This is a genomic window from Pseudomonas sp. CROZ-RG-20F-R04-15 (genome assembly GCF_022662375.1).
Taxonomy (GTDB): domain Bacteria; phylum Pseudomonadota; class Gammaproteobacteria; order Pseudomonadales; family Pseudomonadaceae; genus Aquipseudomonas.
Window position 1 is genome coordinate 13,953 of sequence record NZ_JAKNQL010000015.1, and the last position, 12,567, is coordinate 26,519.

Annotated in this window: 10 protein-coding genes and 4 tRNA genes; 2 read left to right on the plus strand and 12 right to left on the minus strand. The window is 59.4% G+C overall.

Going from position 1 to position 12,567, the window contains the following annotated elements; genetic code table 11:
* Positions 1 to 37: 37 nt before the first annotated feature.
* Positions 38 to 1,729, plus strand: coding sequence for a molecular chaperone HscC (locus tag L8H52_RS20525; RefSeq protein WP_242208492.1), 1,692 nt, complete (start codon positions 38 to 40; stop codon positions 1,727 to 1,729).
* On the opposite strand, the gene L8H52_RS20530 is transcribed toward L8H52_RS20525, so the two are convergent.
* The 12 genes from L8H52_RS20530 to gltX all read right to left on the minus strand — a co-directional run bounded on the left by L8H52_RS20530 (position 1,726) and on the right by gltX (position 11,280).
* The gene (locus L8H52_RS20530) at positions 1,726 to 4,434 is read right to left on the minus strand and encodes a DUF805 domain-containing protein (protein ID WP_242208493.1); all 2,709 of its coding nucleotides are present in this window, start codon (positions 4,432 to 4,434) and stop codon (positions 1,726 to 1,728) included. The genes L8H52_RS20525 and L8H52_RS20530 overlap by 4 nt on opposite strands.
* On the minus strand, positions 4,431 to 5,126 hold the full coding sequence (locus L8H52_RS20535) for a DUF1266 domain-containing protein (RefSeq protein ID WP_242208494.1): 696 nt from the start codon (positions 5,124 to 5,126) through the stop codon (positions 4,431 to 4,433). The genes L8H52_RS20530 and L8H52_RS20535 overlap by 4 nt, the downstream gene beginning before the upstream one ends.
* Before the next feature lie 187 nt (positions 5,127 to 5,313).
* Positions 5,314 to 5,760 carry an Hsp20 family protein gene (locus tag L8H52_RS20540; RefSeq protein WP_122609043.1) on the minus strand — a complete coding sequence of 149 codons (447 nt, stop codon included), beginning with the start codon at positions 5,758 to 5,760 and terminating at the stop codon, positions 5,314 to 5,316.
* A 120-nt stretch (positions 5,761 to 5,880) separates the two neighbouring features.
* Positions 5,881 to 6,840: a tRNA-dihydrouridine synthase gene (locus tag L8H52_RS20545; RefSeq protein WP_095123107.1), complete on the minus strand. Its 960-nt coding sequence runs from the start codon at positions 6,838 to 6,840 to the stop codon at positions 5,881 to 5,883.
* A 158-nt stretch (positions 6,841 to 6,998) separates the two neighbouring features.
* Positions 6,999 to 7,448, minus strand: coding sequence for a thioesterase family protein (locus L8H52_RS20550; RefSeq protein ID WP_242208495.1), 450 nt, complete (start codon positions 7,446 to 7,448; stop codon positions 6,999 to 7,001).
* A gap of 46 nt (positions 7,449 to 7,494) precedes the next feature.
* Entirely contained in the window at positions 7,495 to 8,328 is an 834-nt protein-coding gene (locus L8H52_RS20555; protein WP_242208496.1) for an alpha/beta fold hydrolase, read from the minus strand.
* Positions 8,329 to 8,358: 30 nt separating this feature from the next.
* Complete coding sequence (locus tag L8H52_RS20560) at positions 8,359 to 8,898, minus strand: TetR/AcrR family transcriptional regulator (protein ID WP_077571915.1); 540 nt, start codon at positions 8,896 to 8,898, stop codon at positions 8,359 to 8,361.
* Positions 8,899 to 9,080: 182 nt separating this feature from the next.
* Positions 9,081 to 9,156, minus strand: a tRNA-Glu gene (locus L8H52_RS20565).
* A gap of 80 nt (positions 9,157 to 9,236) precedes the next feature.
* Positions 9,237 to 9,312: transfer RNA gene (locus tag L8H52_RS20570), tRNA-Ala, on the minus strand.
* A gap of 53 nt (positions 9,313 to 9,365) precedes the next feature.
* Positions 9,366 to 9,441, minus strand: a tRNA-Glu gene (locus L8H52_RS20575).
* 80 nt (positions 9,442 to 9,521) lie between these two features.
* A tRNA-Ala gene (locus L8H52_RS20580) sits at positions 9,522 to 9,597 on the minus strand.
* 201 nt (positions 9,598 to 9,798) lie between these two features.
* Positions 9,799 to 11,280 (minus strand): glutamate--tRNA ligase, encoded by a 1,482-nt coding sequence (gltX, locus tag L8H52_RS20585; RefSeq protein WP_242208497.1) that lies wholly within the window; start codon positions 11,278 to 11,280, stop codon positions 9,799 to 9,801.
* A 228-nt stretch (positions 11,281 to 11,508) separates the two neighbouring features.
* On the opposite strand from gltX, the gene L8H52_RS20590 reads away from it, so the two are divergent.
* Complete coding sequence (locus tag L8H52_RS20590) at positions 11,509 to 12,558, plus strand: HlyD family secretion protein (RefSeq protein WP_095111759.1); 1,050 nt, start codon at positions 11,509 to 11,511, stop codon at positions 12,556 to 12,558.
* Positions 12,559 to 12,567 lie beyond the last annotated feature (9 nt).

The following is a 12,567-nucleotide window of genomic DNA, read 5'->3' on the forward strand; positions in this document are numbered from 1 at the left end:
TGTAGGGTCGCGTTTTTGCGCCGTTTCGAGATCTGTCATGCAGGATGCAACCCTCCCCCGCCCGGCCTTGCTGGGCATCGACCTTGGCACCACCAACAGCCTGATCGCCGCCTGGCAGGACGGTCAGGCCCGCCTGATTCCCAACGCTCTGGGCGATGTGCTGACACCCTCGGTGGTCAGCCTCGATGAAGACGACACGATTCTGGTCGGCAAAGCCGCCCGCGCCCGCCTGACCACGCACCCGGATCGCAGCGCTGCAGCGTTCAAGCGTTTCATGGGCAGCGATAAACAAGTCCAGCTCGGTGCACGTCACTTCAGTCCGGAAGAGTTGTCAGCGCTGGTGCTCGGCTCACTCAAACAGGACGCCGAAGCCTTTCTCGGCCACACCGTGTCGGAAGCGGTGATTTCCGTGCCGGCGTATTTCAGCGACGAACAACGCAAACGCACACTGTTTGCCGCCGAACTGGCCGGGCTCTCGGTGACGCGTCTGATCAACGAACCCACAGCCGCCGCCATGGCTTACGGGCTGCATGAACAGAAATTTGAACGCACGCTGATCTTCGACCTGGGCGGCGGCACTTTCGACGTCACGGTGCTGGAATATGCTTTGCCGCTGATTGAAGTGCACGCCTCCACCGGCGACAACTTTCTCGGCGGCGAAGATTTCACCGCCGCACTGTTACAGGCCTGCCTGAAACACTGGCAAATCACCCCGGCAATGGTCGATGCACAAAGCATGGCCAGCCTCGGCGATGCGCTGGAACAACTCAAATGCAAACTCGGCGAAGGCGCTCAACAACTGAGTTGGCGCCACGCCGACAAGACCTTCGAATGGTCACTGGATGAAGCGGCTGCGGTAAAAATCTGGGAGCCGCTACTGGCGCGTTTGCGTGCACCGATCGAACAAGCGCTGCGCGATGCCCGACTCAAGCCCCGCGACCTCGACAGCCTGGTGCTGGTCGGCGGCGCCACGCGCATGCCGGCGGTGCAGCAGATGGTCGCGACGTTGTTCGGGCGCCTGCCTTACCGGCATCTTGATCCGGACACCATTGTTGCGCTGGGGGCGGCGACGCAAGCGGCGTGCAAGGCGCGTGACGGGGCGGTTGAAGAGTTGATCCTGACGGATGTCTGCCCGTATACGCTGGGGATTTCGACCATGCGTGGAGAAGACATCAAAGGTGCCTTCTCGCCCATCATCGAACGTAACACCATCATTCCGACGTCAAGGGTGGAGCGCTATTACACCACCCAGCCTAAGCAATCGCTGCTGCGCATCGCCGTCTATCAGGGTGAACGGCCGTGGGTGTGCGACAACATTCTGATTGATGCTTTCGAAGTCACGTTGACGCCTACTCAACACATCCAGGAACTGGACGTGCGCTTCAGCTATGACATCAACGGTTTGCTCGAAGTCGACGTCACTCTGCTCGAAACCGGCGAGCGTCACAGTCACAGCATCGACCGCAGCCCCACCGGTCTGGACGAGCAAGCACGCCGCGACAGCCATAACCGGCTGTCGACGCTGAAAGTCCATCCACGCGATGCACTGCCCAACCGCACATTGCTGGCCCGTCTGGAGCGGGCATGGATGCAAAGCCTCGGCGCGCAACGCGAGCACATTGCCGAGTGGCTGCACAGTTTCACCACGGTGCTCGGTGGCCAGCAATCAGCGGAGATCGCCAGCCATCGCACAGAGCTGAACAAGGCGCTGGATCAACTGCGCCTCTAGCCGTTGAGCCGCCGCAAAGCAGCCTGCAGGCCGCCGGACAGCATCTCGCTATCACCGCTGTCCTGCGGCACACCATAGCGGTTGGGCAGCTTGTCACCGGGAAAGCCGAACAGCACCAATGGCAGGAATGGCAACATCGGAGTCAGCGCCATGAAGATCAACAATGTCGGGATGCCCCGGCCCATATCGTGCAAGCGACGCAAAATCGCGCCAAATACCAGCAGAACTCCGAGTATCAGGATAAGAATGCCAGCGCCCGTAGTGCCACTGATCAGCCCTGCCACCGGCGCAATCACCACGCAGGCCAAGACCTGAGCGATAAAAGCCTTGCGCCCCAACCGAGATCCCAGGCGCCAGATCGCTCTCGCCGGCACCGGCTCGACATCACTTTTCGCCAGCAGTAATCGTTCCGACCAGGACAATAACGCGCACAGGGCCAGGCGCAGACCGACGCTGTTTTGCACATCGTCCTTGCCCTGTTGCAGTTGGCGCAGGACGCGCGTTTTCGGCACCCCGGCAGCGCCATAGCGAATCAAGCCCTTGAGCGCATCCAGCGCTTCATACGCCAGCAGTTTGTCGACGCCAAAATCGGTCAGCACTTTGCGCGGCGGCCAAACCGGTTCGCCCTTGATCAAGCCGTCGCGAAAGCCTTCGAACCAATCGTCCTCACAACTGATCGCCGCGATCGATTGCAACAATGCACGATGCTGCTCGGCACTCAGACTCGGGTCGTGATAGAGCACGCCCCAGAACATCATCAAACCCAGCAAATCGTCGCCGCAGGCAGCACGATCACTTTCGAGGCAGGTGTAAAGCAGGCTATTGGCCGGCAACCGGGCACTGTCGAGTGCCTGCTGTACGCTGAACAATTGCTGCACCAACAAACCGTGCACCGGGTCATTGCCTTGCAACCATCCGAGCAATCCGGCGCAACTGCCTTGCTCACGCAGCAAGCGCCGCAACAAAGGTTGCAGGCGACTCAACGGATGGGCCGGATTGAAAGGCAGCCGCTCCACGCACTGCGCATCCATCATTTGCAGCCAGCGTTCGGGTTGTTCCAGCAATGCCAGCAAGAACAAGGTCTGCGCGTGCCACTCCCAGGTGGCCTCACCCAGCCCGACCGGCGGCAACTGAATCCTGCGCCGGCTCAACTGCAGAATCAAATCGAGTTCGGACAAGTCACAGTCGTCTTTGACGGCAGCCAGCTTGAACGCTTCGGCGATTCGTTCCAACGCCGTGTCGCTGTAGGGCCGCAAGCGCCGCAACCACAAACGACAGACCTTGTGCGGCTCACCTTTTGTCAGCACCTGCGGCAATGGCTGGGGACTTGGATGCGCATCGCAGAAAGCACTCATGGCCAACGCTATCGGTGCCTCGCTGAGCCAGCGCAAGTGTTGCGCAGCCTGATATTTGAACCCGCTCATCACCAGGCTTTCGAGGGCATCAATGGGCAGCGGTGCATCCACAATCTGCTGCAACAACGCCGAATCACCGCGATGCAGCGCCCAGGCGTGGCGGTACAGATGCAGCAATCGGCTGTCGGCATTCTCGCCCAGCAGTTGCGCGAGCAATGGCAGTTCATCACCGCTCATGCGCCAATCGACAAAGCTTTGCGCAAGGCTCTCAAGCTTTAACCGCCCGACACCCAGCCAGCGGTTCAGCGTCTCGGGATGTTGTGACGGACAGCCATACACTTGGCCGTCATCGGCAAGATCCTCTGGCCAGGCAGAAATACCCTGCAGGCGATCGAATGCCTGAATCAGCAGCGGCAGAAAAGTCGGCTGACGCTTGGCGCACAGCTCCAGCAAACGACTTTCAGCCATCGGATGGCGATGGTCGTTCCACAGCCTGATCCAGCACGGCAATGCCTGATCGTCCCGCCCTAGCAGACTGTTCTGGCACGCCAACAGGTAAAGCCAGTCGACATCATCCGGTGCAGCAAGCTGCTGTTCGATACAGCACTGCAAAAACGTCGGCCCGCCGATACCTGCCTGAGTGAACTGCACCAGCAGACGCTTGAGGAACACGGCATCCTCCGGCAACGGCAGGCAGGTGTGCTGACTGGCGAAGTCGGCGAACTCGTGCAGTGGGCGCTGGGTGAAGATGAAATCAAGGCTGCGGGCGTACCACAGCGATTCAGTCTGGGCGGCCTCTGACCATGTGCACATCAGATCCGTATCGAACGGGTCCGGCGTTTCGATTCGCTGGAGAAAGAAGCCCACCTGATGCGCGTCGTCGAAGCCCAGATCCAGCAACTGTTGATCCCAGGCCATACGCTTGGCCAAAAGATTCGCGCAGCGGTACGACAACGGACCGGCGTCGGCCAGCCGGTGGTACAGCGGCCAGCTGAGTTCATCGAGCACGTCCAGCGACAGCTCATCCAGCCCTCGAATAAAGGCCTGCCACGCGGCGAAATTGAACCGGCGCGCGGGATCATCCAGCAACTCGCAAAAATCCCCGAACACGGGAGGGACCTCAACGACAGTCTGTTCTGAGGCTTGGGACTCGTACTCGTACTCGTGCTCGGGCTCCTCTTCCTCATCTTCACGCGCCAGTCGCAGGGCGTTTTCGTAGGCCATGCGCAACGCCTGAAACCCCTGTGGATCGGTCTCCGGGTGATGCGCTGGCAAACGTGCGCGGTAGGCATTGCGAATCAGGTTTTCGTCGTTAGTAGGCTCGATGCCCAAGCGGATCCAGCAACTCATGACCAGTCGAACTCCTTGAGCGATGCCGGACGTGGCGGCAAATCGATTTCCATATGCCACGGCAAATCAGCAAGGAACTGAGGAATGTTCTCGGCAAGCCCACGGGCAATCCGCACGTTAAGGGCGTTGGCGCCTTGTCGATCCAGTTCGCGCGCCAGTTCATTGTCGCTGGCACTCAGGCAGGACCAAAACGTCCGGCCCACGACAAAACCATCGAAGTAAGCCATCCAGCTACCGTAGTGAAATTGCGCTCTGAGGGCCAAACGGCTGTGCAGCCAGTTGCTTTCGTCCAGGTCGACCCACTGATTGCGCACCGCACAGCGCAAGAGAAAACCCATGCGCCCATAGTCCCAGGACAATATCCCGCCCGGCCCACAACTGCCAAAAGTGCGACTGGCAAACTCGTGCAGGATGCGTTCACGGGGAGAGAGATCGTCCAGCAAGGCCTGCCATTCACTCGGCAGACAACGCTGCCACGTCAGATAGGCCGCGCTGAGGTGTTTGGCATGGCCGTCGTCGGTCATCCGTTCGAGCATGTCGAATAATTGCCCACGGTCATCGATACCCCAGCTGTCTTTCAGGTCGATGTAGCGATCGTCGCAGAACGCGGGGTCGTCGTAGCTGGCACCGATATTGATCGCCGCCATGGGTGCAGACAGGGCGCACAGCCAGCGCTGTTGAATCTCGTCCATGAAAAAAGGCTCCAGGCCGACCGTTGAGGAATGAGGTCGGCAAAACTGCGGCGGATTGTAGAGAAACCGCCGCCAGCGGCAAAGTCGAACAACGGTTTTCTTGCGCGCACAAAAAAGGCCCCGACGTATCGGGGCCTTCATTCAGCGGCTCATCGTCTGTTCAGACGATTGTGTTGCGGCACATGACTCAGTGCTGCAACGCCGGCTTCTGCGTCCCATTGATCGGGATGCGTTTGGCTTTCGCCTCTTCCGGGATCACGCGCAACAGGTCGATGCTCAGCAGACCGTTTTTCAGATCCGCCGCCTTGATCTCGATGTGATCAGCCAGACGGAAGGACAGCTTGAAAGCACGCTGGGCAATGCCCTGATGCAGGAAGGTCACGCCTTCGTTGGCATCACGCTTGCCGCCACTGATGGTCAGCACACCTTTCTCGACTTGCAGTTCCAGGTCTTCTTCCTGGAAACCGGCTGCAGCTACGACGATTCGGTATTGGTCATCACCGTGTTTTTCCACGTTGTAAGGTGGATAGGTGCTGCCTGGCTCATTGCGCAGGGCGGTTTCGAACAGGTCGTTGAAACGGTCGAAACCCACCGAGGAACGGAACAGTGGCGCGAGGGAAAATGCAGTACTCATGGTTCAAATCTCCTGAAAACAATCAGCAAGGTTTTTTGACTCCGCGACCCGAATTCGGCATCGCGTAACCCTTAGATAGGGACCGCTGATTTGATTTCAAGAGATTATTTGCAGATTTTTTCAGGCCGCTTCGGCAACCGGCAGACCAAGCAAACGCGAGACGTGATCCGGCTCGGTTTCACGGCGCAGGACGGTAAACAGCTCGGCAGCCTCGGGATAATTACGCGTCAGCATGGCCAGCCATTGCTTCAAACGGCCCGGCGACTGGCGTGCGGTCATCTGCGCTTTGGCCTGCAGCCAGAAGTCCTGGATCAGCGGCATCAGCTCGGCCCAGCTCATTTCGACCACTTCTTCACCGGCGCGGGCGGCAGCAATCTGTTTGGCCAGATCCGGGCGCGACACCAGACCTCGACCGAGCATGATGTCTTCGACGCCGCTGATTTCGCGGCAGCGGCGCCAGTCTTCGACGCTCCAGATATCGCCATTGGCGAACACCGGGACTTTGACCACGTCCTGCACGCGCGGAATCCACTCCCAATGGGCCGGCGGTTTGTAGCCGTCCATTTTGGTTCGGGCGTGGACCACGATGTGCTCGGCACCACCTTCGGCCAATGCCGTCGCGCAAACCAGCGAACCGTCGGGGCTGTCGAAGCCCAGACGCATTTTCGCGGTCACAGGAATATGCGCAGGCACGGCGCGGCGCACGTGCTCGACGATCTGATTGAGCAGTTCAGGTTCTTTCAGCAGCACGGCGCCGCCACGGGATTTGTTCACGGTCTTGGCCGGGCAGCCGAAGTTGAGGTCGATGACTTCGGAGCCGAGTTCGCAGGCCAACGCAGCGTTTTCCGCCAGGCACACCGGGTCGGAACCGAGCAATTGCACGCGCAATGGCACACCGGACGCGGTGCGCGCGCCGTTGAGCAGCTCAGGGCCGAACTTGTGGAAATAGGCCGGTGTGAGCAACTGGTCGTTGACCCGAATGAATTCGGTCACGCACCAGTCGATGCCGCCAACGCGGGTCAGCACGTCGCGGAGGATGTCGTCGACCAACCCCTCCATGGGCGCCAGAGCAATTTGCATGGGAAAACACTACTTGAAGAAAAACGTGCGGCAGTTTACTGGATATCGCAAGAAATCGCAGAAACCTTGTGGGAGCGAGCCTGCTCGCGAAAGCGGTGGGTCAGTTATGCATATATCAACTGACAGACTGCATTCGCGAGCAGGCTCACTCCTACAGTTTAGATATTTGCCGACTCGGGAAGCTGGATCGCCGGGCCGTAGCCCTCGATAAACTCGGCCGGCATGCGCTTGGGCTTGCCCGTGGACAGCTCGATACAGACGAAAGTTGTTTGCGCGCGCAACAGCGTGGTGTTGTCACTCGGGCGCTTGAGCTGGAAATGCCGGGTCATTTTCAGGCGCTGATCCCAATCGACGATCCAGGTCGCCAATTGCAGCTCGTCGCCCTCATAGGCGGCGGCCAGATAATCGATCTCGTGACGAACCACGGCCATCGCCCGATCCAGGCGCCGATATTCGACCAGATCCAGGCCCAGACGCTGCGAATGGCGCCAGGCACAACGCTCGAGCCAGGTCACGTAGACCGCGTTGTTCGCGTGGCCCAGCCCGTCGATGTCCTCGGCGCCTACTTGCAGATCAATGGTAAACGGCGTTGCCCGATCCCAGCCCATGCCCCAACTCCCGGTCAATGATTCAACCGGGGCAGTGTAACGGAGCTCAGGCCGATTGGCGCGCCTGAAGACTGCGGCCGGCCAGCAGTGATAACACGCCATCAACCACACGCGGGTCAGCGAGCACGCGCTGATGACCGCCGCCTTCAAGGCGCAGCAGGCGACTGTCGAACCACGATTCATGGATCAGTTGCGATTCTTTGACCGAGACGAAATTGTCGTCTTCGGCATGCACGATCAGGCCGGGCATATCCAGTTGATAGTGGGCAACGTCGAGCGTGGCGGCGCGCATACCAACGTCTTGTTCGACTTGGCGGATGAACGCGGAACGCGCTTTGGGAGGCATGCCGACGTAGCGCGCGAACCCACGCAGTACGCCAAGAATGCGTGCAGGTGCGGCAATGCTGACGAGAGTTTCGGTGCGTAAACCCAATTGCACGGCAAGCATGGCGCTGGCGCCACCCATGGAATGACCGATCACCGCTTGCAGCGGTGGCAACTCCGCAGCCGCTTCAAGCATCGCCCGGGCGAACAACACCACGTTGGCTTCACGCCCCGGCGAACGCCCATGGGCCGGGCCATCGAGCGCGACAACGGTATAACCGGCGTCGACCAGTGCGGTAATCAGTGCGGCGAACTGAGTGGGCCGCCCTTCCCAACCGTGCATCAGCAGCACTGTCGGGCCTTGACCCCAGCGCAGCGCCGAGAGGCCGAAACGTAAAGTGATTCGTTCGGAACTGGCCAGCAATGGCAGCTCCCAATCGCGCAGTGGCAGCGACCGTGGCGTCATGAACGCCAGACGCATTTTGCTCGCCACCCGTTGCGGTGCAATCCAGCCCAAGGTGCCATTAACGCCACGAACCCACTTCAACGTGTTCATCGCTCTCTCCTCAGGCGTGTTGCCTTCAGGTCAACGCACCGCCGACTTGGCAGCGCGCAGCAATCGATCGGATAAATCTCCCGGGCCGAGCGCTCTTGCGAGGGCCAGACCACCCACCATCAAGGCCACATCAGCCAAGGCTTTGTCGGTGTCCTCAGGGCTGGACGCCAACTGCGCAATCATCAATTCCAGGTGTTCGTTGAGCGCGATGCGGAACGATTCCGGCAAACGGCCCAATTCGCCGATCGACGCTGGAATCGGACACGCCGCGTCACTGGAATCACGATGTTTGCGCGACAGGTAGAACGCAGCGACCAGGGCACGACGCTCTTCGCCGGTCAGTTCGGTATCCATGTCGGCAATCAGGTCGCGGCGGCGACCGAGCAATTGCTTGAACGCTTCGAGCATCATCGCGTCCTTGCTTTCGAAGTGCGCATAGAAGCCACCGACGGTCAGGCCGGCTGCGCCCATCACTTCGCCCACGCTAGGATCCGCCGGGCCACGCTGAATCAGTGCGGCGCTGGCAGCCTTGAGGATGCGTTCGCGGGTTTGAGCTTTTTTATCGTTCATCGTTGCCTCCGAATATTACGACTAGAATATTATTCGCATAATAATATTCCGCAAGTCAAGAATATGACCGCTGGTCTGAAGCACAGTGTAAGGAAAAAGGAGAGTTGGCCAAACGCCAGACAAACAAAAGGGCCATTCAATAATTGAATGACCCTTATAAAATCCCGCAGAGCGGGTAATCGTGGCGTCCCCTAGGGGACTCGAACCCCTGTTACCGCCGTGAAAGGGCGGTGTCCTAGGCCACTAGACGAAGGGGACACAAACCTTCTATACAACTGATCAGTGCTGAGATCTGATCGATTCAAGGCCGGTGTGGCCAGACCTTGAACGTGTAAAATTGGTGGAGCTTAGCGGGATCGAACCGCTGACCTCCTGCATGCCATGCAGGCGCTCTCCCAGCTGAGCTAAAGCCCCGGATTTTTCGCCTCGCGGCGGAGCGACATCTTGCAACATCGCTTCTGTAAAACTGGCGTCCCCTAGGGGACTCGAACCCCTGTTACCGCCGTGAAAGGGCGGTGTCCTAGGCCACTAGACGAAGGGGACGCAAACCCTTCTATACAACTGATCAACGCTGAGCGTTGATCGCTTCAAGGCCGGTGTGGCCAGACCTCGAAGTGTAAAATTGGTGGAGCTAAACGGGATCGAACCGTTGACCTCCTGCATGCCATGCAGGCGCTCTCCCAGCTGAGCTATAGCCCCTCATCGTTGATGTCATCGCTGAGGACGGGGCGAATCTTAAGGGCGTATCGAAAGTCTGTCAAACTTATTTTTGAAATTTTTCAAAGTTTTTCGTCGGCATAACAATCACTTACCGCCCTCCCCCCGTAAATTCGGGAGAAGCGCCGAAGGCACGATCAAAAGATCGCAGCCTTCGGCAGCTCCCACAGAGAACAAAAATGCTTAAGCGATAGCGCCCAGCAGCTTTTCCCACTCTTTGTTTTCTTTCTTCGACACGCCGCCCAGCAGGTCAATCGCCTGACGCAGACGGAAACGGGTCAGATCCGGGCCAATGATTTCCATTGCATCAAGCACCGACACCGAACTCGCCTGCCCGGTGATCGCGGCAAACATCAGCGGCATCGCATCGCGCAGTTTCAACTCCAGCGATTCGACCACTGCCTGAATCGTCGCGGTGATGTTGTCCTTCTCCCACTGACGCAGGCTTTCCAGCTTCCACAGGATCAACTGCATCAACTGACGAACCTGATCACCCGAGAGCTTCTTCGATTCGAACAGCTTGGCATCCGGGTTAACGCCACCGGCGAAGAAGAACCCGCCCAGCGGTGCAACCTGGCTGAAGGTTTCAACGCGGCCCTGCACCAACGGCGCGATCTTCATCATGTATTCCGGGTTCAACGCCCAGGTCTGCAAACGGCTGGCGAACTCTTCCACCGGCAGATCACGCAGCCACTGGCCGTTGAGCCACGACAGCTTCTCGATGTCGAAGATCGGCCCGCCAAGGGACACACGCTTGAGATCGAAGTTGTCGACCATTTCCTGCAGCGAGAACTTTTCGCGCTCGTCCGGCATCGACCAGCCCATGCGACCGAGGTAGTTGAGCATCGCTTCCGGCATGAAGCCCATGCGCTCGTAGAACGTTACCGAGGTCGGGTTCTTGCGCTTGGACAGCTTGCTCTTGTCCGGGTTACGCAGCAGCGGCATGTAGCACAGCTCTGGTTGTTCCCAGCCGAAGTATTCGTACAGCAGAATCAGTTTCGGCGCCGATGGCAGCCACTCTTCGCCGCGCAGCACGTGAGTGATGCCCATCAGGTGATCGTCGACGACGTTGGCGAGGAAGTACGTCGGCAGGCCGTCGGTCTTCATCAGCACTTGCATGTCCATGCGATCCCACGGGATCTCGACATCGCCACGCAGCATGTCCGGGACGACGCAAACGCCTTCGCTCGGCACTTTCATGCGGATCACGTGGGGTTCGCCAGCCGCCAGGCGGGACGCGACTTCTTCTTTCGACAGCAGCAGCGCGCGGCCGTCATAGCGTGGGGTTTCGCCGCGAGCCATTTGCTCGGCGCGCATCTGATCGAGTTCTTCAGCGGTGCAGAAGCATGGGAACGCATGGCCCATGTCGACCAGTTGCTGGCAGTACTTCTGATAGATATCGCCACGCTCGCTCTGACGGTATGGACCGTGCGGGCCGCCAACGTCCGGGCCTTCGCTCCAGTCGATACCCAACCAGCGCAGGGCGTCGAAGATCTGCTGTTCGGACTCGCGGGTCGAACGCAACTGGTCGGTGTCTTCGATCCGCAGGATGAACTCACCGCCATGCTGCTTGGCAAAGCAGTAGTTGAACAATGCGATGTAAGCGGTACCTACGTGGGGATCCCCGGTAGGCGATGGCGCGATGCGAGTGCGGACGGTGGTCATGGCATGTCTCGAAAAGAATGAAAAGCAAAACAATCAAGCGGCGAATGGTAACAGGCGACACCCGCCCCGCTCCAGCGGGCAGGGCATTTAAGCCAAGTTTGCGTCTGTAACGCCCGTAAGCCGTGGTGAATGGGCAAATATCAACGGATGGCATTTACCGTTTATCGGCTGTATGCCAGATTCGCCTGCTGATAACTTTCCTTACAATTCCTCGACTACAGTTTGCCCATGCCTGCCCAACTCAAGCGTCGCCTGTTGATTTTCCTGCTGCTCGTCCTGCTGATTGCCGGGGGCTTTTTCGCCCATTGGTTTTTCAAGGGACGCTTTTATGAAAGCACCGACAACGCCTATGTCCAGGGCGAAATCACCCGTGTGTCGAGCCAATTGAGCGCGCGCATCGATGAAGTGCTGGTGCAGGACAATCAGCACGTGGAAAAAGGCCAACTGCTGGTGCGCCTCGAGCCGAATGATTTCCGCCTGGCCATTGATCGCGCCAACGCCGCTCTCGCCACTCGCGAAGCTGAACGCCTGCAAGCGCAGAGCAAACTCACCCAGCAATCGAGCCTGATCGCCGCCAGCGATGCGCAAGTGGCGACCACACAAGCAACGCTGGGCCGTTCGCAGATGGATTTGTCGCGAGCGGAAACCCTGCGCAAGCCCGGTTATGTTTCCGAAGAACGCGTGACCACCCTCTCCGCTGACGCGCATATCGCCCGCTCGCAAGTGGCCAAGGCGCAGGCTGATGCGCAAGGCCAGCGCCAACAGGTCAACGCCCTGAACGCGGAAATCAAACGCCTCGACGCACAGATCGCCAACGCTCGCGCCGATCTGGCGCAAGCCGAACTCAACCTGACCCGCAGCGAAATCCACGCGCCAATCAGTGGTCTGGTCGGACAGCGCGCCGCCCGTAACGGTCAAGTGGTGCAGGCCGGCGCCTATCTGCTGTCGATCGTCCCGGACGAAGACATCTGGGTACAGGCCAACTTCAAGGAAACCCAGATCGGCCACATGCAGCCCGGGCAAAAAGCCGAGCTGACCTTTGATGCGTATGGCGACACGCCGATCGAAGCGCGGGTCGACAGCCTGTTCGCCGCCTCCGGCGCGCAATTCAGTCTGCTGCCGCCGGACAACGCCACCGGCAACTTCACCAAGGTCGTGCAGCGGATTCCGGTAAAACTGACCTTCAAGGCCGATAACCCGCTGCACGGCAAGATCCGTCCGGGCATGTCGGTGACCGCCACCGTGAACATCAAAGACGCCCCGGACAATGGCCGGTGATGCGCTGAT